The following is a 22,721-nucleotide window of genomic DNA, read 5'->3' on the forward strand; positions in this document are numbered from 1 at the left end:
CCGACCTACGGTTCGGGACATGACGATGGTCCAGGGCACGTTCGACGACCTGGGCACGCCCCTGTCGTCGGTCACCTTCGTCGTCGTCGACCTGGAGACCACCGGCGGCAGCCCGGCCGAGTGCGGCATCACCGAGATCGGCGCGGTCAAGGTCCGCGCCGGCGAGGTCCTCGGGGAGTTCCAGACCCTGGTCGACCCCGGCGAGCCCATCCCGGCCTTCATCGCGGTGCTCACCGGCATCACCGACGCCATGGTGGCGGGCGCGCCACGCATCGAAGCCGCGCTGCCCGCCTTCCTCGAGTTCGCCGCCGGCAGCGTGCTGGTGGCCCACAACGCGCGCTTCGACGTCTCCTTCCTCAAGGCGGCCGCGGCCCGCACCGAGCACCCCTGGCCCGGCTTCCCGGTGCTCGACACCGTGCACCTGGCCCGCCAGCTGGTCCGGCGCGACGAGGTGCCCAACCATCGCCTCGGCTCGCTGGCGCGGCTGTTCCGCTCGCGCACCACCCCCGACCACCGGGCCCTGCACGACGCCCGCGCCACCGTCGACGTCCTGCACGGGCTCATCGAGCGGGTCGGCAACCTCGGCGTGCACTCGCTCGAGGAGCTCCTCGACTACACCGCGCGGGTCTCCCCCGCCCGGCGCCGCAAGCGCCACCTGGCCGACGACCTGCCCGACGCGCCCGGGGTCTACCTGTTCAAGGACGGCCACGGCCACGTGCTCTACGTCGGCACCTCGGTGTCCATCCGCACGCGGGTGCGCTCGTACTTCACCGCCTCCGAGCACCGGCGGCGGATGGGTGAGATGGTGCGCCTCGCCGAGTCCGTCAGCCCGGTCGTCTGCGCCACCACTCTCGAGGCCGAGGTCCGCGAGCTGCGGCTCATCGCCGAGCACAAGCCTCGCTACAACCGTCGCTCACGGCACCCCGAGAAGGCCCTGTGGGTCAAGCTCACGGTCGAGCCCTTCCCGCGGCTCTCGGTGGTGCGGGCGGTCGCCGCCGACGACGCGCGCTACGTCGGGCCCTTCGGGTCGCGCCACGCGGCCGAGGCCGCGGTGGCCGCGGTCCACGAGGTCCTGCCCCTGCGCCAGTGCGTCGAGCGGCTCTCGCCGACGCGGCCGCGGGCCGCGTGCGCCCTGGCCGAGATGGGCCGCTGCGGCGCCCCCTGCACCGGCGCCCAGTCGGTCGAGCAGTACTCCGAGGTCGTCGGGCGGGCAGCGCGGCTGCTCAGCGGCGGGGGTCGCGAGCTGCTCGTCGCCCTCCAGGAGCGGATGGACACCCTGGCCGCGGCCGAGCGCTTCGAGGACGCCCAGGTCGTGCGCGACCGGCTGGTCGCGTTCGTCCGGGGGGCCACCCGCAGCCAGCGCCTCGACCCGCTGGCCCGCATCCCCGAGCTCGTCGCGGCCCGCCGGTCCGTCACCGGCGGCTGGGAGGTCGTGTGCGTGCGTCACGGGCGCTTGGCGGGCAGCACCACCTCGCCGCGCGGCGCCGACCCGATGCCCTACATCGCGGCCCTGCGCGCCAGCGCCGAGGTCGTCTCGGCTCCGCTCGCCCCCGCCACCGCCGCCACGCCCGAGGAGAGCGAGAAGGTGCTGCGCTGGCTGGAGGCCCCCGGCGTGCGGATCGTCGACGTCGACGGCGCCTGGACGTGCCCGGTGGCCGGGGCGGCCGCCGTGCGCGAGGAGCTCGAGCCGCTCGAGACCTCCCGGCGCGCCGCCGCCGGGTTCGCCGGCGTCCGCTGACCGCGAGCGGCTCGACACCAGGGTTCCGGCACGAGACAAGACCTGCCAGGTCTTGTCTCGTCGGCTTTTCGGGGTGACCCCGAAAAGCAGGGAGGAACGGGGCGGGCGTAGCGTCCGGAGCATGAGCGACCTGCACCTCATCGACGTCCCTGTCCCCGGCGGCACCGCCGAGGCCCACGTCTCGCGCCCGCCCTCCGGCCACGGCCCCGGCGTGCTCTTCTTCATGGACGCGATCGGCCTGCGTCCGCAGATCGCCGCCATGTGCGACCGCATCGCCTCGTGGGGCTACGTCGTGATGGCGCCCAACGTCTTCCACCGCGACGGCGACGTCGCGACCCTGATGCCCACCGGCGACCTGCGCACCCCCGAGGGCCGTGAGGCGTTCATGGGCCCTGCGATGTCGCGGGTGCAGGCGCTCACCGCCGACCTCGCGGTCCCCGACATCGCCGCCTACGTCGCGGCCCTGCGCGGCCTGGACGGCGTCGACGACGGCCCGTTCGGCACCACCGGCTACTGCATGGGCGCCCGCCTCTCGATGCGGGCCGCCACGGCCCACCCCGACGACGTGGCCGCCTGCGGCGGCTTCCACGGTGGCGGCCTGGTCACCGACACGCCGGACAGCCCGCACCTCGGGCTCGCAGCGGCCCGGGCCGAGTTCGTCCTCGGCCACGCCGACCACGACCGCTCGATGCCGCCCGAGGCCGTCACCACCCTGGCCGAGGCCTTCGCGGCCCACGACCTGACCGCGCTCAACGAGATCTTCCCCGACGCGCCGCACGGCTACACGATGGCCGACACCTCGATGTACCAGGAGGCCGGTGCCGAGCGGCACTACCGCGAGCTGCAGGCCCTGCTCGACCGCGCCCTGTGAGCCGTGCGGTCGGTGGCTAGGCTGACGCCGTGATCACCGCCATCGTCCTCATCACCGCCGACGTCGACCGCATCCCCGAGGTCGCCCAGGCGATCGCCGACCTCGACGGCGTCACCGAGGTCTACTCGGTCGCCGGCGACGCCGACCTGGTCGCGATGGTGCGGGTGCGCCGGCACGAGGACCTGGCCGACGTCATCGCCGACCGGCTCAACAAGGTCGACGGCGTCACGGGCACCAACACCCACATCGCCTTCCGCACCTACTCCTCGCACGACCTGGAGTCGGCCTTCAGCCTCGGCATCGAGGACTGACCCGGCCGGCCTCGCCACCCGGAGGACGGGCGTCAGCCCGCGGCCAGCTCGCGGGTCGTGGCGACCCAGCGCTCGAGCAGCGCCGCCGCCGCCCCGGCGTCGACCGCCTCCTGGGCCCGCGCCACACCACGCGCCAGGGCCGCGACCAGCGAGTCGCGCGTCGGAGCGCCGGGCGCGCCCTCGGCCACGGCCAGCGCCATCCCGGCGTTGAGGACCACGGCGTCGCGCACCGGCCCGGTCTCGCCGGCGAGGACGCGCCGCGCCACGTCGGCGTTGAAGGCGGCGTCGCCGCCGCGCAGCGCCTCGACCGGCGCACTCGCCAGGCCGACGTCGCCGGGAGCCACCGACAGCTCGGTGACCTCGCCGGAGGCGACCCACCACACCGTCGACGACGTGGCCAGGGTCAGCTCGTCGAGCCCGTCGTCGCCCCGGAACACCGCCGCCGGGCGGCCCCGCCCGGCGAAGACCCCGGCGAGCAGCGGCGCCAGCCGGGCGTCGGCCGCCCCCACCGCGGCGTAGGTCGGCTGCCCCGGGTTGGTGAGCGGGCCGAGCGCGTTGAAGGCGGTGCCCACGCCGAGCTCCCGCCGCGCCACGGCCGCGTGCCGCATCGAGGGGTGGAAGGCGTTGGCGAAGCAGAAGGTGATGCCGGCCCGCTCGGCCACCGCCGCGACCTGGCCCGGGTCGAGGGTGAGGTCGACCCCGAGCGCCTCGAGGACGTCGGCCGAGCCGGAGGAGGAGGACGCAGCCCGGTTGCCGTGCTTGACGACGCGCAGGCCGGTGGCCGCGACGACGACCGACGCCATGGTCGAGATGTTGACCGAGTGCAGCCGGTCACCGCCGGTGCCGACGATGTCGACGCTCGGCCCGGGCACGTCGATGCGGTGGGCGTGCTCGAGCATCACGTCGGCCAGGCCGCGCAGCTCGTCGACCGTCTCGCCCTTGGCGCGCAGGGCGACCAGGAAGCCGGCCAGCTGTACCGGGCTGGCCTCGCCGCCCATGACCTGGCCCATCGCCCAGCGGGCCTGGTCGGTGGTCAGGTCCTCGCGACGCAGCAGGGCCGCGATCAGGTCGGACCAGCTCGGGGCGGCCGTGGCGGGGGGCACCCGTGTCAGCCGACGCTGGCCCGGTCGCGGGCGAGCCGGGCGATGGCCTCGGCGACCGCGATCGGGTCGAGGGGGTGCGGGACGGCGTCGTCGGCCAGCGACCAGCCGGCCAGCCAGGCGTCCTGCGGGCGCCCGGTGAGCACCAGGATCGGAGGGCACCGGAAGATCTCGTTCTTCAGCTGGCGGCACAGGCCGAGCCCACCCACCGGGGCGGTCTCGCCGTCGAGCACCGCGATGTCGTACCCGCCCGCGTCCATCGCCTCGATGACGGCCTCGGCGGTCGCACACTCGTGCCACGCGACGACCTCGACGTCACGCGCGGGGCGGCGCCCGGCCGCGGCACGGACGGCGTCACGGGTGGTGATGTCGTCGCTGTAGAGGAGGACACGGACCCGGTGGACGCCGTCGGCGGCCGGGGTGGACGCGGGGCCCGCTGCGGCGTGGGAGTCGCTCATGCAAGGCATCGTAGCGAGCGACGCCCGGCGCTCCGGTACGGGTCGGTCGCCGTCCGTGACCAGCGTCGCGTCGCGGATGTTGAGGCTTTCGGGGGGTCGCCTCGGCACGGGGTGGACGGAGTCGGCATAATGCCTGCGTGGCGTCTACAGCAGCGGCTTCGCTCAAGCACACCGGTCCGGTCCCCTCGATCCCAGGATCGGGCCCCGCGACGCGGCCCAACATGGTCGCGGTGGGCACGATGGTGTGGCTCTCCAGCGAGCTCATGTTCTTCGCGGCCCTCTTCGCGTTCTACTTCACCCTGCGCGGCCACCTGCCGCAGCTGTGGTCCGAGCGGACGGCCGAGCTCAACGTGCCGTTCGCGGCCGCCAACACCCTGGTGCTGGTCATCTCCTCCGTCTGGTGCCAGCTCGGCGTCTGGCAGGCCGAGCGCGGTGTCCCCGCCCGCCCCGCCGGCACCCGGCTGCTGCGCTTCCGGGAGTGGGGCATGCGCGAGTGGTACGTCCTCACCTACGTCTTCGGCGCCACCTTCGTGGCCGGCCAGGTCTACGAGTACGCGCACCTCATCGCCGACGGCGTCACGCTCTCGTCCGACTCCTACGGCTCGATCTTCTACCTCGCCACCGGCTTCCACGGGATGCACGTCACCGGCGGCCTGCTGGCCTTCCTGCTGATCATCGGGCGCACCTTCACCACCCGCCGCTACACCCACGCCCAGGCGACCGGCGCGGTCGTCACGTCGTACTACTGGCACTTCGTCGACGTGGTGTGGATCGCCCTGTTCGCCACCATCTATCTTCTCAAGTGACCTCTCCCGCAGGCCGACCCCTGACCGCAGCAGACGACAGGAAGCACTCGTGAACGCACTGGCAGCCCGGCGCCGGCATCCGGCGGCCATCGCCGTCCTCCTGATGATCGGCCTGTTCCTCACCGGTGCGGTCTACGCGGCCGTGGCCCCCGAGCCGGCCGACGCGACCACCCAGGCCCTCCCGGCCCAGAGCGTCGCGAGCGGCAAGGCCCTCTTCCGCGCCAACTGCGCCTCGTGCCACGGCCTCAACGCCGAGGGCCGCTCCACCGGCAACGGCAACGAGATCGCCGGCCCGCCGCTGGCCGGTGTCGGCGCCGCCGCGGTCGACTTCCAGGTCGGCACCGGCCGGATGCCGATGACCCAGCCCGGCGTGCAGGCCTCCCGCTCCGAGAGCGTGAAGTTCACCCAGGAGCAGATCGCCGACATGGGTGCCTACATCGCCTCCCTGGCGCCCGGGCCGGCCGTGCCCAGCGAGGAAGCCGTCGACCCCACCAAGGGCGACCCCGCGCGCGGTGGCCAGATCTTCCGCGTCAACTGCGCCATGTGCCACAACTTCGCGGGGGCCGGCGGCGCCCTGACCCGCGGCAAGTACGCCCCGTCCCTGGGCGACGTCACGGGCAAGCACGTCTACGAGGCGATGGTCAGCGGGCCGCAGAGCATGCCGGTGTTCAACGACGCCAACATCACCCCCGACGACAAGAGGGACGTCATCGCCTTCCTCACGACCCTCAACCAGGAGGAGAGCCCCGGCGGCATGACGCTGGGGTCGCTCGGCCCGGTCACCGAGGGTCTCTTCGCCTGGGTCTTCGGCCTCGGCATCCTCGTGGGCTGCGCCGTCTGGCTCGGCTCCAAGGCCGCCTGACCCGGCCCCGCCCCCGACACCCGACGCGAGAGAAACCGGCATCCCGATGAACGAGCAGGACACCCCCACCCCCGGCACCGAGGTGGCCCCCACCACCGGCCACGGTGACGCCGTGCGGCTCGACGAGGGCCACGTCGTCGGGTACGGCGGCATCCCCGACCGCTTCGTCAACCCCGGCCTGCCCACGCACGTGCCGCGGATGGCCGACCTCGACCAGAGCGCCGCCGACCGTGCCGAGAAGCAGGTCGCCACGCTCTTCGGCATCTCGATCCTGGCCACCCTCCTGTTCGTGGTCCTGTACTACGCCATCGACCTCAACGAGACGGTCTTCATCCCGGGCATCGGCACCACCAGCGCCTCCAACGCCGCCCTCGGGGTCACCCTGGCGTTCTCGCTGCTCGGCATCGGCTTCGGCGCCGTGCACTGGGCCAAGACGCTGATGCCCGACGTCGAGGTCGTCGAGGAGCGCCACCCGCTGCGCTCCAGCGACGCCGACCGCGAGGAGGTCGTCCGCGTCCTGGCCGTCGACGGGGGCTCCTCGCAGATCACCCGCCGCCCCCTCATCAAGTACACCCTGGGCGGCGCCCTCGGCCTGTTCGCGGTGCCGCTCGTGGTGCAGGTGGCCGGCTCCCTCGGCGAGATGCCGCAGAAGAGCTTGTCGCTCACCTGGTGGAACGGCGGCCCCAGCGGCCCCGGCCAGGTCCCCGAGTTCAAGCCGCTGCGCCTGATGAAGGACCCCGAGAACCTGCCCATCAAGGCCAGCGACGTCACCATCGGCTCGGTCTTCCACGTGATGCCCGAGGGCCTGCTCCCCGACCCCGAGACCAACGAGGGCGGCGCCGAGAACCTCCTCGAGGAGAAGGCGAAGGCCGCCGTGCTCCTCATGCGGCTCGACCCCGAGCAGATCCAGTCCCAGAAGGAGATCGACTGGGGCTACCAGGGCATCGTCGCGTACTCCAAGATCTGCACCCACGTGGGCTGCCCGGTGGGCCTCTACGAGCAGCAGACCCATCACCTGCTCTGCCCCTGCCACCAGTCAACCTTCGACGTGACCCAGGACTGCAAGGTCATCTTCGGGCCGGCGCACCGCCCTCTGCCACAATTGAAGATCACGGTCGACGACGAGGGCTACCTCGTCTCCGCACAGCCGTTCCGCGAAGCGGTCGGCCCGAGCTTCTGGGAGCGTGGCTGACATGACGGCGACCACCGACCGCCCCGCCGACGCCCTGCGCGACGGCGACCGCACGCCGCCCACGCCCACCTCGGCCGGCGTCCGCAAGATCGGCGGCCTCGCCGGCTGGGTCGACGAGCGCACCGGCGCGGCCAAGCCGGTCGGCTACCTCATGAAGAAGGTCTTCCCCGACCACTGGTCCTTCATGCTGGGCGAGATCGCGATGTACTCGATGATCATCTGCCTGATCACCGGGGCCTTCCTGACCTTCTGGTTCGTGCCCAGCATGGGCGAGACCATCTACGACGGCTCCTACGTGCCACTGCGCGGGGTCCGGATGTCGGAGGCCTACGCCTCCGCGGTGCACATCTCGTTCGACATCAAGGGCGGCCTGATCATCCGCCAGATCCACCACTGGGCCGCGCTGATGTTCGTGGTCGCGATCGTGGTGCACATGTTCCGCGTCTTCTTCACGGGCGCCTTCCGCAAGCCGCGTGAGATCAACTGGGTCATCGGCTCGGTGCTGGCCCTGCTCGCCATCATCGAGGGGTTCGCGGGCTACTCCCTCCCCGACGACCTGCTCTCCGGCACCGGCATCCGGGCCATGGCCGGCTTCGTGCAGACCTCGCCGGTCATCGGGACCTACCTGGTCTACGGCATCTTCGGGGGCCCGTTCCCCGGCGAGATGATCATCCCCCGGCTCTACTCGGCCCACGTGCTGCTCATCCCGGCCATCCTGGTCGGCCTCTTCACCGCGCACATCGGCCTGGTGGCGCTCCAGAAGCACACCCAGTTCCCCGGCCCCGGCCGCACCAACGACAATGTGGTCGGCTACCCGGTGATGCCGGTGTACGCCGCCAAGGCCGGCGGCTTCTTCTTCATCGTCTTCGGGGTGCTCGCGCTCATGGCCGCGCTGGTGCAGATCAACCCGGTCTGGGCCTACGGGCCGTACGACCCCTCCCCCGTCACCGCCGGCTCTCAGCCCGACTGGTACATGGGCTTCGCCGACGGTGCGCTGCGCCTGCTGCCCGGCTGGCTCGAGGTCAACGCCTTCGGCTACACGCTGTCGATGAACATCATCCCCGGCGCGCTCATCCTGCTCCCGCTGGTGTACGTCGTCATCGGCGCGTACCCGTTCGTCGAGCGGTTCGTGACCAAGGACGAGCGCGAGCACCACCTGCTCCAGCGCCCGCGCAACGCTCCGGTGCGGACCGCCATCGGCATGGCGGGGGCCACGGCCTACACCGTGCTGATGTTCGCCTCGGGCAACGACATCATGGCGATCCAGCTGGGCATGTCGATCAATGACCTCACCTGGTTCTTCCGGATCGGCTTCTTCGTGCTGCCCCCCATCGTGTTCTGGGTGACCAAGCGGATGTGCCTGTCCCTGCAGCGGCGCGACCGCGAGCAGGTCCTGCACGGCCGTGAGTCGGGCACCATCATCCGCACCCCCGACGGCCGCTACTTCGAGCGGCACGAGACCGAGCTGCCGCAGGACCAGTGGCTCCTCGTGCAGCACGAGCCGGTGGCCCCGCTCCAGCTCGAGCCCGAGACCGACGAGCACGGGGTGGCCCGCCCGGCCGCCCGCAAGGACCGCGTGCGCGCCGCGCTCTCGCGGTTCTACTTCGCCGACGCCGTCAACCCGGTCACCCCGGCCGAGCTCGCCGCCGCCCAGCACCACGGCCACGAGACCGAGGCCATCGAGGCTCCGCGGCACGCCCGCGAGATCGAGTCCGCCGAGGCGGCCGAGTCCGCCGAGGTCGCCGGGCGCCGCTGAGCAGCCCGGCTCGGCCCGCTCGACGGAGGCCGCATCCCCGCCCGGGATGCGGCCTCCGTCGTCGAGCCGCCCGCCCTCGACACCGACACCGTCTGCCGTGGCGACCGCCGCGATGGCGCTCCCCTGGCCGCCTAGGCTGGCGGGGTGAGCCCCGCCACGCCGCCCTCCGGCCCCCTCCTGCCCCCCAGCACGCCCGAGGACCAGGGAGTGCCCTCCGCCGCCCTGCTGGCCCTGGTGCGGCGCTGGGAGGACCGCGGGCTCGAGCCCCACAGTGTCACCGTCCTGCGCCACGGCCACACCGTCGCCGAGGGCTGGTGGGCGCCGTACCACCGCGACGGGGTCCAGCTGATGTACTCCGTGAGCAAGACCTTCACGGCGTGCGCCGTGGGCTTCGGGGTCGCCGAGGGCCTGCTGCGCCTCGACGAGCGCGTGGTCGACCTGTTCCCCGAGTCGGCCCACCGTGCCGGGCCGCGCGCCGCCGCCCTCACCCTGCACGACCTCCTCGCGATGCGCACCGGCCACCGCGTCGACACCCTCACCTGGCGCGAGCACTCCCCCGCGCAGTTCCCGGACGTCTTCCTGGCCACCGAGCCCGAGGAGGAGCCGGGGTGGTTCGTCTACAACAACGGCGCCACCCTGATGGCCGCCCTGGCGGTGCAGCGCCGCAGCGGCCAGCGGCTCCTGGACTACCTGCGGCCCCGGCTGCTGGAACCGCTCGGCCTGGACCACGCCGCCTGGAGCGCCGAGGACGGGGTCGACCTCGGCTACTCCGGCCTGCACGTCCCGACGGCCGCCCTGGCCCGCCTGGGCGAGCTGGTGCTGCGTGACGGGCGCTGGCAGGGCCGCCGCGTGCTCCCGGCCGGCTGGGTCGCCACCATGACGGCGCTGCACACCGACACGTCGGTGCATCCCGGCGAGGTGGAGTGGCAGCAGGGCTACGGCTACCAGATGTGGCGCTGCCGCCACGGGGCGGTGCGGGCCGACGGGGCCTACGGGCAGGTCTCGGTCGTGGTGCCGGAGGCCGAGCTGGTGGTGGCGCTCACGGGATGCACCGAGCGCACCCAGGAGACCCTCGACGCCATCTGGGAGGAGCTGCTGCCCCACCTGGCCGGCGCCCCGCTGCCCCCCGCCCCGGCCGCCCACGCGGCCCTGACCGAGGCCTTGGCCGCCGCGAGCCTCCCGGCACCGTCGGGCGCCCCGCAGCCCAGCGGGCCCACCCCCGCCGACGGGCCGTGGTCCTACGCCCACACCCCCACCGAGGAGGTCCCCCTCCTGGAGCGGGTCGAGGTGGCGCCCGCTGCGGGCGGTCACGGTTGGACCCTGCGGCTCACCGAGGGCGAGGACGCCCTCGAGGTGCCGTGCGGCGCCGACGGATGGCCGCAGACGACGACCTCCGGCCCCTGGACGGCCTCCGGCGGCTGGAGCGCGCCAGGAGTGTTCGAGGCCCGCGTCGTGGCCGTGCAGACCCCCCACGTGCTGCACCTGCGCTGCGCCGACGGGGTGGCCACCACCACCTGGAACGGCCTGCCCCTCAACCGGCCGGTGCTGCGCCGGCTGCGGGCCCCGGCCTGACCATGGGGCCCCTGGGGCCCGAGGCCTTCGACGCCATCGTCGGGGACGCCCTGGACGACGTGCCGGCAGAGCTGCTGGGCATGCTCGACAACGTCGTCTTCCTCGTCGAGGACGAGCCCCCCGCCGACGACCCGGACCTGCTGGGGGTCTACGACGGCATCCCGCTCACCGAGCGCGACGACGGCTGGGCGGCCGGGGCCCTACCCGACCGCATCGTGCTGTTCCGCGGCCCGCTGACCCGGATGTGCGCCGATGTCGAGGAGCTCACCGACGAGATCGCGGTGACCGTCGTGCACGAGATCGCGCACCACGTCGGCATCGACGACGCCGCGCTGCACGAGCTCGGCTGGGGCTGAGCTCCCCGGACGCGCCACGGGCCGCCCCGAGGGGCGGCCCGTGGCGGAACGTCGCGGTGGCTCAGAGGGCCTTGGGGCCCTTCCAGTACTCGAAGGTCCAGCCCACGATGGCCGGCCCGGCGAGGAGCACGCCGATCATGACCAGCCACCAGCCCGCGGCCAGGCCGAGGAAGATGATGGCGGCCGACGCGCCGAGGAACAGCGGCTGCCAGCTGTGCGGGCTGAAGAAGCCGTAGTCGCCCTGGATCTCGTCGATGTCGCCCAACGGGTCGTCGGACGGGTCGCGGTCGAGCTTGCGCCGCGTCATCCACAGGTACCAGGCGATCATGAAGCCCAGCAGGCCGGCGAGGATGAGGCCGACGACGCCGACCCACTCGGTACCGAGGACGGTCGAGTGCGTCCAGGCCCAGTAGATGGCGGCGACGGTGAAGGCGAACACCCCGATGAGGATGCCGATCCGCTCCATGGCGCGCATTGGCGTCAGTCCTTCGTCTTCTGGTCGGTCTCGTCGAGGAAGGCCTGCTCGTCGATGTCGGCCGGGCCGAGCGCCGAGACGAGCGAGCTGCGCTCGGTGGCCCTCGCGTCGGGGTGCACCGAGGTGGCCGGAGCCGCCTCGGGGTGGTGCAGGTCGAACGCGGGGCGCTCGGAACGGATCCGCGGGATCCGGTCGAAGTTGTGCCGCGGCGGCGGGCACGACGTGGCCCACTCGAGCGAGCCGCCGTAGCCCCACGGGTCGTCGGACTCGACGAGCGGCGCGTACTTCCAGGTCTTCCAGACGTTGTAGAAGAACGGCAGCATCGAGGCCCCGAGCAGGAACGCGCCCGCCGTGGAGATCTGGTTGCCGAGGGTGAAGCCGTCCTCGGGCAGGTAGTCGGCGTACCGGCGGGGCATGCCCTGGGCGCCGAGGATGTGCTGGACGAAGAACGTGGTGTGGAAGCCGATGAACAGCATCCAGAAGTGGATCTTGCCCAGCTTCTCGTCGAGCATCCGGCCGGTGAGCTTGGGCCACCAGAAGTAGAAGCCCGCGAACATCGCGAAGACCACGGTGCCGAAGACCACGTAGTGGAAGTGCGCCACCACGAAGTAGCTGTCGGACAGCTGGAAGTCCAGGGCCGGGCTGGCCAGGATGACGCCGGTCAGGCCGCCGAAGAGGAACGTGACCAGGAAGCCAATGGCCCAGTACAGGGGCGTGGCGAACTCGAGCTTGCCGCCCCACATGGTGCCGATCCAGTTGAAGAACTTCACCCCGGTGGGTACCGCGATCAGCATCGTCATGATCGCGAAGAACGGCAGCAGGACCTCGCCGGTCGCGTACATGTGGTGCGCCCACACCGAGACGGACAGGGCGGCGATCGCGATGGTGGCGTACACGAGGGTCTTGTAGCCGAAGATCGGCTTGCGCGAGAACACCGGGAGGATCTCGGAGATCAGGCCGAAGAACGGCAGCGCGATGATGTAGACCTCGGGGTGGCCGAAGAACCAGAAGATGTGCTGCCACATCATGGCCCCGCCGCTCTCGGGGGCGAAGATCTGCGCCCCGAACCGTCGGTCGGCGCCCAGGGCGAACAGCGCGGCGGCCAGGGCGGGGAAGGCGATCAGCACCAGGATCGAGGTGATCAGGACGGTCCAGGTGAAGATCGGCATCCGGAACATCGTCATGCCGGGGGCGCGCATCGTCAGGATCGTCGTGATGAAGTTGACCGCGCCGAGGATGGTGCCGAAGCCACCGAGGGCGAGGCCGAAGACCCAGAGGTCACCGCCGACCCCCGGGCTGTAGGTGCTGTCGGACAGCGGCGCGTAGGCGAACCAGCCGAAGGCGGCCGCCCCGTTGGGGGTGAGGAAGCCGGCGCCGGCGATGAGGCCGCCGAAGAGGTAGAGCCAGTACGCGAACATGTTCAGCCGCGGGAACGACACGTCGGGGGCGCCGATCTGCAGCGGCATCAGCGCGTTGGCGAAGCCGGCGAACAGCGGCGTCGCGAACAGCAGCAGCATGATCGTGCCGTGCATGGTGAACAGCTGGTTGTACTGGGTGGGGGTGTCGACGATCTGCAGACCCGGCTCCGCGAGCTCGGCGCGGATGACCAGGGCCATCACGCCGCCGAGCAGGAACCAGATGAACGAGGTGATGAAGTAGAGGTTGCCGATGACCTTGTGGTCGGTGGTGGTGATCCACTTGACCACGATCGAGCCCGGCGCCGTGCGGGGGCGCACGCGGGTCGAGGTCGTGGTGGTCGTCTCACGGAACATCCGGGCGTCGGAGGCGGTGCTCATCTCAGTTCCCTCCGGTGGTGACGGTCTGGCCGTCCATCAGCTGCGAACGGTTCAGGGTGTTGTCGAGCATGCCCGTCTGTCCGGCGGCCCGCAGGTCGGCCATGTGGGCGTCGAACTCCTGACGGGAGACGACCTTGACGTTGAAGAGCATCTGCGAGTGGTAGGCGCCGCACAGCTCGGCGCACTTGCCCTTGAACTGCCCCTCCTGGGTCGGCACGACCTGGAAGCGGTTGACCCGGCTCGGGATCATGTCCATCTTCTGCAGGAAGGCGGGGATCCAGAACGAGTGGTTGACGTCGCGGGTCGTGAGCACGAACTCGGTGCGCTCGTTCACCGGCAGGTACAGGGTGGGGATGGTCTTCTCGGCCCCCGGCTCGCCGGTGAGGATGGCCTGGGTCCCGACCTCGTGCACGTCGGCCTCGAGATAGTTGAAGTCCCAGCTCCACTGCTTGCCGATGACGTTGACGGTGACATCGGGCTTGGTCGAGGTGTCGACCAGCGCGGCCTCGTCGCGGGCGGTGTAGTAGAAGAACACCACCACCATCAGCATCGGGACGACGGTGTAGAGGATCTCGATCGGGATGTTGTAGCGCAGCTGCACGGGCAGCTCGGTGTCGTCCTTCTTGCGGCGGTACGCCACCAGGCACCAGAGGATCAGGCCGATGACGAGCAGGCCGACGCCGATCAGGGTGATCCAGGCGCCGATCCACAGCGTGGTGACGCGCTCGCCCCCCTGGGTCACCGCGTGCGGGAGCCAGCCGGAGGAGGCGGAGCCGCGCAGGTCGCCGCTCGCACAGCCGGCGAGCGCGGTGGCCGTCAGGGCTCCGACGGCAGCCCAGGTGCCGAGCCGGCGGACGGGGCGTCGGGCCGAGAAGAGGTCGTGCTGGCGCACCGCTTCACCCTTCGGTCGGGAGGTGGAAGAACGGGGCAAACACTACTGCACCCCCACGGTGAGGGGCAGGCAGGGGGGCTACCGTCGACGCGTGGCGCACACCACCGTTGAACCTTCGAGGCCGGGTCCGGGCGACATCGGACCGGCCGTTCCGGCGCCCGGCGCGGCCGCCGGCCTGCTCGACGCCACGCGGGGGCCGCTGCATCCGCTCGCCGCCGAGACCCTCGCCGCGGCCCTGTCGGTGGGCTGGGGCGACCCCGCGGCGCTGCACGCTCCGGGCCGCCGGGCCCGCGCGCTGCTGGACACCGCGCGGGAGGTGCTCGCGGGCGCCCTCGGGGTGCGGCCGGAGGAGCTCTCGGTGCACGCCAGCGCCGAGGAGGCCCTGGTCCTGGGGCTCGACGGGCTGGGACACGCCCGCCGACGGGTGGGGACGCGTCTGGTGGCCTCACCGGTGGAGCGCTCCGTGGTGTTGCTGCGCTGCGGCGACGAGGAGCACCCGGCGGTCTCGGGCACCGGGCGCGTGGCGCCCGACGCGATGGCCACGGCCCTGGCCGGCCCGGAGGTGGCGGCCGCGGTCCTGCAGACGGCCAACGGCGAGGTCGGCACCCGGCAGCCGCTGGCCGAGGTCGCCGCCGCCGCTCGCCAGGCCGGGGTCCCGCTCCTGGTCGACGCCACGGCCTCGCTGGGGCGCGACCCGCTGCCGGCGGTGGGTGACGTGGTGGTGGCGGACGCCGCGGCCTTCGGTGGTCCCCCGCTGGGGCTGCTCGGGGTCCGCGCCGGCACCCGGTGGGGGCTGCCCGGCCCGCGGCTCCCGGCCGAGCAGGGTCGCGCCGCCGCCGCACCCTGGGTGCCCCTGGTGCTCGCCGCCGCCGAGGCCTGGCGCCAGCACGAGCCGGTGGCCGCCGACGACGCCGCCCGCGCCGCGGCGCTGGTCGACCGCATCCGCGCCGCCGCGGCGTCGGCGCCCGACGTCGAGGTGGTCGGCGACCCCGCCGACCGGCTCCCCCACGTCGTCACCTTCAGCGTGCTGTTCGCCGACGGCGAGGTGCTCGTCGACGAGCTGGCGCGCCACGGTCTCGCGGTGGGGTCGGGCTCGGCCTGCACCTCCAGCGCGCTGCGCCCGAGCCACGTGCTGGCCGCGCTCGGTGTGCTGACCCACGGCAACGTGCGCGTGGTCCTGCCCACCGAGGCCGTCTCACCGACGCGGGCCGACGACGTCGAACGGCTCTGCACGCTGCTCCCCCGGGTCGTCACCGACGTCCGGCGCCGGCTCGGGACCCTCGACCTGTGAGCGCCCCCGAGGTGGTCGACGCGCGCGGGACCCGCTGCCCCACCCCCGTCATCCGGGCCGCCCGGGCGAGCCGCGGCCGGCCGGCCGGCACCGTGCTCGTCCTGCTGGCCGACGACGAGGCGGCGCGCTCGGACGTCCCCGCCTGGTGCCGGATGCGCGGGCACACCGTGGTCGTGGCGCGCGAGGAGGGGTGGACCCGCTACACCGTGGTGCTGGGTGGCGCCGCGGCCTCCGGGCCCGCCGCGCGGCCCGCCCCGAGCGCCGACACCGGCAGCGGCTCCACCGACGCCAGGTCGACCTGAGGGGCCTGCAGGGCCGAGGCCAGCCGGGCCAGGTAGGTCTCCCGCGGCCATTCCTCGGCCCCCATCCGGCGCAGGTGGTCGGTGGCCCACTGGACGTCGACGAGGCGGCGCGGGTCGCCGTCGGCGTGGAAGCGGGTGACGAGCCCCACCAGCGCGACCTTGGAGGCGTCGCGCACCCGGTGGAACATCGACTCCCCCGCGAACAGCCCGCCCACCGAGACCCCGTAGAGGCCGCCCACGAGGCGTCCGTCCTGCCGGACCTCGACGCTGTGCGCCCAGCCGAGCTCGTGCAGCGCGAGGTAGGCGGCCTCGACCTCGGGGGTGATCCAGCGGCCGTCGCGCTCCGGGTCGGCACAGCCGTCGACCACCTCGGCGAAGGCGGTGTCGACGGTGACCTCGAAGCGCCCCAGGACCTTGCGCAGCGACGGGCGCACCCGCAGGGCGCCGGCCGGGACGACCCCGCGCGGGTCGGGCGACCACCAGCCGAGCGTGCCGTGGCCGTGGCGCCCCAGCCCCATCGGGAAGAGCCCCAGCCGGTAGGCCTCGAGCAGGGTCCCCGGCTCGAGGTCGGCACCGGCCGCGACGAGGTCGTCGCCCGGGGTGGCCCGCGCCGCGTCGAACAGCCAGGGGCTGGGGGGCGGCTCGACCGGGGGGAACACCGAGGCCGGCGCCGTCAGTCGCGAGCGCACCGCACGACGGGGGCGATCTCGGCGGCGGCGTCGTCGCCGTAGGCGGCGGCGACGCGCTCGAGGACCCCGCTGCGGGTGACGGTGTACTCCTGGGTGCCCACGGTCTCGAGGACGTAGGCGGCGAGCACCGAGCCCATCTGGGCGCAGCGCTCGTGCCCGAGGCCACCCGCCAGCCCGACCAGGAAGCCGGCGCGGAAGGCGTCGCCGACGCCGGTCGGGTCGACCCGCGCGACGTCACCGGCGGCCGGCACGTGGAGGGGCTCCTCACCGCGGGTGCGGATGTCGGCGCCGTCCTTGCCGCGGGTGATGACGCGGGTCGTCACCCGGTCGTCGATCTCGTCCTGGCTCCAGCCGGTCTTGGTCGAGGTCAGGTGCGACTCGTACTCGTTGGTGAAGAGGTAGTCGGCACCGTCGACCAGCTTGCGGATGAACGGCCCGTCGGCGAAGGCCAGCTGCTGGGAGGGGTCGGCCACGAACGGGATGCCGCGCCCCCGGCACTCGTCGGTGTGGCGCAGCATGGCGTCGGGGTCGTCGGCGCCGATGAGCACCAGGTCCAGGCCCCACCGCTCGTGGATGGGCCCGAGCTCGATCATCCGGGCCTCGGACATGGCACCCGCGTAGAAGGTGGCGATCTGCGCCATGTCGTCGTCGGTGGTGCAGACGAAGCGCGCGGTGTGGTGGGTCGAGGAGACGTGGACGTGCTCGGTGATGACGCCGTGGCGGGTCAGCCAGCTGCGGTAGTCACCGAAGTCCTCACCGGCGGCGCCGATGAGGAGCGGCCGGGCGCCGAGGACGGCCATCCCGAAGCAGATGTTGCCGGCGATGCCTCCTCGACGGATCTCGAGGCGGTCGGCGAGGAAACTGACCGAGATCTTGTCGAGCTGCTCGACGACCAGGGAGTCGGCGAACCTCCCGCGGAAGGTCATGAGGTGGTCGGTGGCGATGGACCCGGTGACGGCGATCTGCACCAGAGCAACCTACCCGCCCCGGGGCACGGCAACGGGCCCGGACCATCGAGGGGATGGCCCGGACCCGTTGGGACCGTGGGTCAGCTGAAGCTGTCGCCGCAGGCGCAGGAGCTGCCGGCGTTGGGGTTGTCGATCGTGAACCCCTGCTTCTCGATGGTGTCGGAGAAGTCGATGGTGGCGCCCTCGAGGTAGGGGGCGCTCATCCGGTCGACGACGACCTCGACGCCACCGAAGTCGCGCACGAGGTCACCGTCGAGGGTGCGCTCGTCGAAGTAGAGCTGGTAGATGAGCCCCGAGCAGCCGCCGGGCTGCACGCCCACGCGGAGGCGGAGGTCGTCGCGACCCTCCTGCAAGAGCAGGGAGGCGACCTTGGTGGACGCCACGTCGGTGAGCTGGACGCCGTGCGTCGCGGTCTCGGTGGCCTCGGTGGTCTGGAGCTGGTCGCTCATGCGAGGACTCCTTGAGTCTGTGGTGGTGATGGCCGGTGGGCCTGGTGCTGCGTCCAACCCCGGATCGGCCTCCGGTGTTCCCGGATGCTCCCACTGTACGTCGCGCCCCGGACAGCCGCTGGGGGCCGTCCGTCAGCGCGCCGGGGACCAGGTGCGCGCGACGCGAGCGGTACGGGCCTCGAGGGTCGCGACCGGGTCGGCCACCATGGCCTCGACCTCGCGGGGGGTGTCGGCCACGGCGTAGCAGCCGGCCAGGCCCAGCGTCATCGACTCGCGGCGCCCGACCAGGCACTCACCGGCGACGCAGACCACGGGCCGTGCGGTCTCCATCGTGGCCTCGGCCACCCCGGAGACGACCGAGCCCCGCAGCGCGGTCCAGTCGAGACGGCCGGTGCCCGTGACGACCAGGTCGCTGCCCGCGGCCGCCACCGAGAAGCCGCTGACCCGCAGCACCTCGGCCACCGCCCCGACCGGACGGGCTCCGAGGGCCAGCAGCGCGAAGCCCAGACCCCCGGCGGCCCCCGCCCCCGGTTCGCGGTCGAGACGGCGCGGGCGCCCGGTGAGCAGGTCCAGGGGCGGGCTGGGGAGCGAGCGGGCCAGCACGTCGGTGAAGTGGCCGAGCGCGAACTCCAGGCGCTGCGCGAGGTCGGGCGAGGCGCCCTTGCGCGGGGCCTCGACGGCGCTGGTGCCCGACAGACCCAGCAGCGGCGTCTCCTCGTCGGTGGCCAGGACGAGCTCGACGCCGGAGAGCCGGTCGAGCACCGACGGCAGGCCCAGCAGCGAGTCGCCCGGCGCGTCGGTGAGCGCGAGCCCTCCGCGGGCCAGCACGGAGCTCGGGCCGGCGCCGAGCGCGGCGAGCATCCCGGCCCCTGCGTCGTTCGTGGCGCCCCCGCCCACCCCCAGGACGATGCGGGTGGCGCCCTCGGCCAGGGCGGTGTCGACGAGCTGACCGACGCCCCACGTACTGGTGCTGCCGGGGTCGCGCTCGTCGGCCGCGAGCAGGTGCAGGCCCGTCGCCTGGGAGGTCTCGACCCACGCGGTGCGGCGATGCCCCTCGTCGACGACCAGCACGGCGGCCGGCACCTCGCGCCCCACCGGGTCGCTCACGGTGGTGGCCACCGTCACCCCGCCCAGGGCGCGCTGCACGACGTCGAGGAAGCCGGGGCCCCCGTCGGACAGGGGCAGGATGCGGACGTCGTCGTGGGGCGCGCCGGCGGCCCACCCGGCCGCCATCGCCGTGGCCGCCTGGGTCGGGCCGAGGGTGGACCCGAACCGGTCCGGGGCGATGAGCACGCGCACGTCAGCGAGGGTATCGGTGCCCGCCGCCGGAGCCGAGCACCCAGGGCCGCCCGCCCTGTGGTTCCGGCCGGGCGAGGAGCCCGGCGCGCGGCGCACCGTCCACCACCTGCTGTCCGAGCGGGCGCACCACACCGGGCACGCCGACCTCCTCCGGGAGTCGGTCGACGGCCGGACGTCGAGGGGCTGAGGCATACGATCGGGGCGTGACGACCACGACCGGCGCGCCCCGTCCCGCCCCCCTCCCCCTGCTCGTGCTCGGGCAGGGGCGCGACCTCGCCAGCGAACGCGGGGTGGAGTGCCCCGGCGACCTGCCGGCACCCTCCGACCCGGGCCTGGTCGAGCGGGCCCGCGCCGCCAAGGCCGCGCTGGGCGAGCGCGTGTTCGTCCTGGGCCACCACTACCAGCGCGACGAGGTCATCGAGTTCGCCGACGTCACCGGCGACTCCTTCAAGCTGGCCAAGGAGGCCGCCGCCCGCCCCGACGCCGAGTACGTCGTGTTCTGCGGGGTGCACTTCATGGCCGAGTCGGCCGACATCCTCACCGCCGAAGAGCAGACGGTCGTCCTGCCCGACCTCGCGGCCGGGTGCTCGATGGCCGACATGGCCGCCATCGACCAGGTGCAGGAGTGCTGGGAGCAGCTGGCCGAGGCCGGTGTCGCCGAGCGCACCGTGCCGGTCACCTACATGAACTCCTCGGCGGCCATCAAGGCCTTCACGGGGCGCCACGGCGGCACCATCTGCACCTCGTCGAACGCCCGCACGGCGCTCACCTGGGCGCTCGACCGGGCCGGCGACGGCGGCAAGGTGCTCTTCCTGCCCGACCAGCACCTGGGCCGCAACACCTACGCCCGCGACCTCGGCCGCCCCCTCGAGGACTGCGTGGTCTGGGACCCGCACCGCCCGATGGGCGGGCTCACCCCCGAGCAGCTGCGCGACGCCACGATGATCCTGTGGCGCGGCCACTGCTCGGTGCACGGCCGCTTCTCGGTCGAGGCCGTCGAGGCGGCGCGCCGCGACATCCCCGGCGTCAAGGTCATCGTCCACCCCGAGTGCCGCCACGAGGTCGTCGCGCTGGCCGACGAGGTGGGCTCGACCGAGAGGATCATCAGGACCATCGCGGCCGCCCCGGCCGGCACCGCCTGGGCGGTCGGCACCGAGCTGAACCTGGTGCGCCGGCTGGCCGCGCAGTTCCCCGAGCAGCGCATCGCCTTCCTGGAGAAGAACGTCTGCTACTGCTCGACCATGAACCGCATCGACCTGCCGCACCTGGTGTGGGCGCTGGAGTCGCTGGTCGAGGGCCGGGTGGTCAACGCCATCCGGGTCGACGACGAGACCTCGCGGTACGCGCGGGCCGCGCTCGACCAGATGCTCGCGCTGCCGGGCGAGACCGGCAAGGACTGACGCGGGGTCGGCTGGGCCGCCACCCGACCAGCGGCGGAAGCGGAGGTTCGGCGGCTGGGCTGGTACGAGGGTGCCAAGAGGGCGTCAAGGTTCGCCGGTCCCGCGTCAAGGACTCGTCAGGATTCCGCAAGCCCAGGCCGGTCGGTGCTGCCGTGGAGCCATGACGACATTGACCCGCCTTCCGAAGCGTCTGATGCTGGGGCACCCCCTCCAGACCTCGATGATGGGCGACACGCTCCTTCCGAAGAAGCTCGCCCTGCCGGTGTTCTGCAGCGACCCTCTGTCCTCGAACGCGTACGCGACCGAGGAGATCCTGCTCATGCTGAGCCTCGGCGGGCTGGCCCTCCTCTCCATGACCCCGTGGGTCGCTGCCGCCGTCGTGACCCTGTTGGTCATCGTCGTGCTCTCGTACCGGCAGACCTGCTACGCCTACCCGGACGGCGGTGGCGCGTACGCCGTGAGCCGCGAGAACCTCGGCCGGACGGCCGCGCTGGTGGCGGCCAGCGCCTTGATGGTCGACTACGTGCTGACCGTCGCCGTCTCGGTCGCGGCGGGGGTCGCCAACGTCGTGGCCGCGTTCCCGGCCCTGGCGCCTCACGTGGTGCTGATGTCCGCCGGGCTGGTCGTCGCGCTCGCGGTGGTCAACCTTCGCGGGGTCAAGGAGTCCGGAACGGTGTTCGCCGTCCCGACCTACGGGTTCGTGCTGTGCGTGCTGGCGATGACCGGGTTCGGCATCTGGAGGTTCCTCGGCGGTGACGCGCCAGTGGCCGAGTCGGCCACCATCGGGATCCGGGCCGAGCAGAGCGTGGCGGGCCTGCTGCTGGTGGCCGTGGTGCTGCGGGCGTTCGCGTCAGGGTGCACGGCGCTCACCGGGGTGGAGGCGGTGAGCAACGGGGTTCCCAACTTCAAGCAGCCGAAGAGCCGCAACGCCGCCGCCACTCTGGGGATCATGGGCGTGCTGACGATCGGGATGTTCGTGGGCATCACGGCATTGGCACTGGCCACCCATGTCCACGTCGCCGCAGACGCTGCGCAGCTGGTGGGGGCGCCGGCCGGGTACTCGCAGCGCACGGTCATCGCTCAGCTGGCGGCCGCGGTGTTCGGGAACGACTCCGCGGGCTTCTATGCGGTCCAGGCCTTCACTGCCGCCATCCTGGTGCTCGCAGCGAACACCGCGTTCAACGGCTTCCCCATCCTTGCGTCGATCCTCGGGGAGGACGGCTTCCTCCCCCGTCAGTTCGCCCGCCGCGGCGACCGACTGGTCTTCTCCAACGGGATCGTCATCCTGGCGTTGCTGGCCGTCGCGCTGATCTGGGCGTTCGACGCCAGCCCGACTCGCCTGATCCAGCTGTACATCATCGGCGTGTTCGTCTCGTTCACACTGAGCCAAGCCGGCATGGTCCGCCACTGGCGGACCCTGATCCGCCTCACCGACCGGGCATCGGAGATCGGGCGGATGCGCCGCGCGCAGGGCATCAACGCGCTCGGCGCCGCCACGACAGCCCTGGTGCTGGTCATCGTCCTGGTCACGAAGTTCACCCACGGCGCGTGGCTCGTGGTCATCGCGATGCCGCTGGTCTATGCACTGATGACCGGGATCGGCCGGCACTACCAGGCCGTGCGCGACGAGCTGCGCCCGGGACCCGCGGGCGTGCTGCTCCCGAGCCGGATCCATGCCGTGGTCCTGGTCTCCACGGTGAACACCCCGGCCCTGCGAGCGATCGCCTACGCCCGCGCCACCCGACCCACCACGCTCACAGCGGTGACCGTGCGCACGAACGTCCACGAGACCGACCAGCTCGGGCGCGACTGGCTGGACCGGGACATCCCGGTGCCGTTGACCATCCTCGACTCATCCTTCCGGGATGTGACCCGGCCGGTGATCGAGCACATCAGACACCTGCGCACCCAGGGCCCCCGCGATGTCGTCGCGGTGTTCGTCCCCGAGTACGTCGTCGGCCATTGGTGGGAACAGCTGCTGCACAACCAGACCGCCTTGCGGCTGAAGGCCAGGCTGATCTTCCTCCCGGGGGTGATGGTCACCAACGTGCCCTACCAGCTGGGATCCGCCGCGGCCGCCGAGCACCGGCACCAGGAGGAAGGCGCCGCAACCGACGCCGGCCCTGTGACACGCTGAC

Annotated in this window: 23 protein-coding genes; 14 read left to right on the plus strand and 9 right to left on the minus strand. The window is 72.8% G+C overall.

The window, feature by feature from the left end:
- Window positions 1–19 precede the first annotated feature (19 nt).
- The 3 genes from ATL31_RS02000 (at window position 20) to ATL31_RS02010 (ending at window position 2,920) form a co-directional block, all read left to right on the plus strand.
- The gene (locus tag ATL31_RS02000; protein WP_101394296.1) at window positions 20–1,738 is read left to right on the plus strand and encodes a DEDD exonuclease domain-containing protein; all 1,719 of its coding nucleotides are present in this window, start codon (window positions 20–22) and stop codon (window positions 1,736–1,738) included.
- Between the two features lie 121 nt (window positions 1,739–1,859).
- The gene (locus ATL31_RS02005) at window positions 1,860–2,609 is read left to right on the plus strand and encodes a dienelactone hydrolase family protein (protein WP_101394297.1); all 750 of its coding nucleotides are present in this window, start codon (window positions 1,860–1,862) and stop codon (window positions 2,607–2,609) included.
- Between the two features lie 29 nt (window positions 2,610–2,638).
- Window positions 2,639–2,920 carry an Lrp/AsnC family transcriptional regulator gene (locus tag ATL31_RS02010; RefSeq protein WP_055813308.1) on the plus strand — a complete coding sequence of 94 codons (282 nt, stop codon included), beginning with the start codon at window positions 2,639–2,641 and terminating at the stop codon, window positions 2,918–2,920.
- Window positions 2,921–2,952: 32 nt separating this feature from the next.
- Here the strand turns inward: ATL31_RS02010 and trpD are convergent, their stop codons facing one another.
- Both trpD and ATL31_RS02020 read right to left on the minus strand, forming a co-directional pair.
- Window positions 2,953–4,023 carry an anthranilate phosphoribosyltransferase gene (gene trpD, locus ATL31_RS02015; RefSeq protein ID WP_211283948.1) on the minus strand — a complete coding sequence of 357 codons (1,071 nt, stop codon included), beginning with the start codon at window positions 4,021–4,023 and terminating at the stop codon, window positions 2,953–2,955.
- Between the two features lie 5 nt (window positions 4,024–4,028).
- On the minus strand, window positions 4,029–4,478 hold the full coding sequence (locus ATL31_RS02020; protein WP_211283949.1) for a response regulator transcription factor: 450 nt from the start codon (window positions 4,476–4,478) through the stop codon (window positions 4,029–4,031).
- A 137-nt stretch (window positions 4,479–4,615) separates the two neighbouring features.
- Here ATL31_RS02020 and ctaE point away from each other — a divergent pair, with 137 nt between their 5' ends.
- The 6 genes from ctaE (at window position 4,616) to ATL31_RS02050 (ending at window position 11,022) form a co-directional block, all read left to right on the plus strand.
- The gene (gene ctaE, locus ATL31_RS02025; RefSeq protein WP_483878484.1) at window positions 4,616–5,284 is read left to right on the plus strand and encodes a cytochrome c oxidase subunit 3; all 669 of its coding nucleotides are present in this window, start codon (window positions 4,616–4,618) and stop codon (window positions 5,282–5,284) included.
- Window positions 5,285–5,333: 49 nt separating this feature from the next.
- Window positions 5,334–6,146 (plus strand): cytochrome bc1 complex diheme cytochrome c subunit, encoded by an 813-nt coding sequence (gene qcrC / locus ATL31_RS02030; RefSeq protein ID WP_101394299.1) that lies wholly within the window; start codon window positions 5,334–5,336, stop codon window positions 6,144–6,146.
- Window positions 6,147–6,192: 46 nt separating this feature from the next.
- On the plus strand, window positions 6,193–7,338 hold the full coding sequence (qcrA, locus tag ATL31_RS02035) for a cytochrome bc1 complex Rieske iron-sulfur subunit (protein WP_101394300.1): 1,146 nt from the start codon (window positions 6,193–6,195) through the stop codon (window positions 7,336–7,338).
- Window position 7,339: 1 nt separating this feature from the next.
- Window positions 7,340–9,094: a cytochrome bc1 complex cytochrome b subunit gene (gene qcrB, locus ATL31_RS02040; protein WP_101394301.1), complete on the plus strand. Its 1,755-nt coding sequence runs from the start codon at window positions 7,340–7,342 to the stop codon at window positions 9,092–9,094.
- A 144-nt stretch (window positions 9,095–9,238) separates the two neighbouring features.
- Complete coding sequence (locus ATL31_RS02045; protein WP_101394302.1) at window positions 9,239–10,666, plus strand: serine hydrolase domain-containing protein; 1,428 nt, start codon at window positions 9,239–9,241, stop codon at window positions 10,664–10,666.
- Window positions 10,667–10,668: 2 nt separating this feature from the next.
- Window positions 10,669–11,022: a metallopeptidase family protein gene (locus tag ATL31_RS02050; protein WP_101394303.1), complete on the plus strand. Its 354-nt coding sequence runs from the start codon at window positions 10,669–10,671 to the stop codon at window positions 11,020–11,022.
- 61 nt (window positions 11,023–11,083) lie between these two features.
- On the opposite strand, the gene ATL31_RS02055 is transcribed toward ATL31_RS02050, so the two are convergent.
- From ATL31_RS02055 to ctaC, 3 genes are read right to left on the minus strand one after another with little or no spacing between them, the layout of a single operon-like run.
- Window positions 11,084–11,497, minus strand: a complete 414-nt coding sequence (locus tag ATL31_RS02055) for a cytochrome c oxidase subunit 4 (protein WP_101394304.1) — start codon at window positions 11,495–11,497, stop codon at window positions 11,084–11,086.
- Between the two features lie 5 nt (window positions 11,498–11,502).
- The gene (gene ctaD, locus ATL31_RS02060) at window positions 11,503–13,269 is read right to left on the minus strand and encodes an aa3-type cytochrome oxidase subunit I (protein ID WP_245862610.1); all 1,767 of its coding nucleotides are present in this window, start codon (window positions 13,267–13,269) and stop codon (window positions 11,503–11,505) included.
- Window positions 13,270–13,294: 25 nt separating this feature from the next.
- Window positions 13,295–14,185 carry an aa3-type cytochrome oxidase subunit II gene (ctaC, locus tag ATL31_RS02065; protein WP_101394306.1) on the minus strand — a complete coding sequence of 297 codons (891 nt, stop codon included), beginning with the start codon at window positions 14,183–14,185 and terminating at the stop codon, window positions 13,295–13,297.
- Window positions 14,186–14,276: 91 nt separating this feature from the next.
- On the opposite strand from ctaC, the gene ATL31_RS02070 reads away from it, so the two are divergent.
- Both ATL31_RS02070 and ATL31_RS02075 read left to right on the plus strand, forming a co-directional pair.
- On the plus strand, window positions 14,277–15,476 hold the full coding sequence (locus tag ATL31_RS02070; RefSeq protein WP_245861837.1) for an aminotransferase class V-fold PLP-dependent enzyme: 1,200 nt from the start codon (window positions 14,277–14,279) through the stop codon (window positions 15,474–15,476).
- Entirely contained in the window at window positions 15,473–15,778 is a 306-nt protein-coding gene (locus ATL31_RS02075; protein WP_101394307.1) for a sulfurtransferase TusA family protein, read from the plus strand. Before ATL31_RS02070 ends, ATL31_RS02075 begins: the two co-directional genes overlap by 4 nt.
- Here ATL31_RS02075 and aat read toward each other — a convergent pair.
- The 4 genes from aat to ATL31_RS02095 form a co-directional block, all read right to left on the minus strand.
- Window positions 15,676–16,467, minus strand: a complete 792-nt coding sequence (gene aat, locus ATL31_RS02080; RefSeq protein WP_245861838.1) for a leucyl/phenylalanyl-tRNA--protein transferase — start codon at window positions 16,465–16,467, stop codon at window positions 15,676–15,678. The two genes, ATL31_RS02075 and aat, sit on opposite strands and share 103 nt — an antisense overlap.
- Window positions 16,452–17,435, minus strand: coding sequence for a carbohydrate kinase family protein (locus ATL31_RS02085; RefSeq protein ID WP_101394308.1), 984 nt, complete (start codon window positions 17,433–17,435; stop codon window positions 16,452–16,454). Before ATL31_RS02085 ends, aat begins: the two co-directional genes overlap by 16 nt.
- An 80-nt stretch (window positions 17,436–17,515) precedes the next feature.
- Window positions 17,516–17,884 (minus strand): HesB/IscA family protein, encoded by a 369-nt coding sequence (locus ATL31_RS02090; RefSeq protein WP_101394309.1) that lies wholly within the window; start codon window positions 17,882–17,884, stop codon window positions 17,516–17,518.
- A 132-nt stretch (window positions 17,885–18,016) separates the two neighbouring features.
- Window positions 18,017–19,183: a glycerate kinase family protein gene (locus tag ATL31_RS02095; RefSeq protein ID WP_245861839.1), complete on the minus strand. Its 1,167-nt coding sequence runs from the start codon at window positions 19,181–19,183 to the stop codon at window positions 18,017–18,019.
- A 16-nt stretch (window positions 19,184–19,199) separates the two neighbouring features.
- On the opposite strand from ATL31_RS02095, the gene ATL31_RS16730 reads away from it, so the two are divergent.
- The 3 genes from ATL31_RS16730 (at window position 19,200) to ATL31_RS02105 (ending at window position 22,720) form a co-directional block, all read left to right on the plus strand.
- Window positions 19,200–19,370: a mycothiol transferase gene (locus tag ATL31_RS16730; RefSeq protein ID WP_245861840.1), complete on the plus strand. Its 171-nt coding sequence runs from the start codon at window positions 19,200–19,202 to the stop codon at window positions 19,368–19,370.
- A 16-nt stretch (window positions 19,371–19,386) separates the two neighbouring features.
- Window positions 19,387–20,583 (plus strand): quinolinate synthase NadA, encoded by a 1,197-nt coding sequence (nadA, locus tag ATL31_RS02100; RefSeq protein WP_101394311.1) that lies wholly within the window; start codon window positions 19,387–19,389, stop codon window positions 20,581–20,583.
- A 193-nt stretch (window positions 20,584–20,776) separates the two neighbouring features.
- Window positions 20,777–22,720 carry an APC family permease gene (locus ATL31_RS02105; protein WP_245861841.1) on the plus strand — a complete coding sequence of 648 codons (1,944 nt, stop codon included), beginning with the start codon at window positions 20,777–20,779 and terminating at the stop codon, window positions 22,718–22,720.
- Window position 22,721 lies beyond the last annotated feature (1 nt).

The sequence above is a fragment of the Phycicoccus duodecadis genome, assembly GCF_002846495.1.
In the GTDB taxonomy this organism is placed as follows: Bacteria; Actinomycetota; Actinomycetes; order Actinomycetales; family Dermatophilaceae; genus Phycicoccus; species Phycicoccus duodecadis.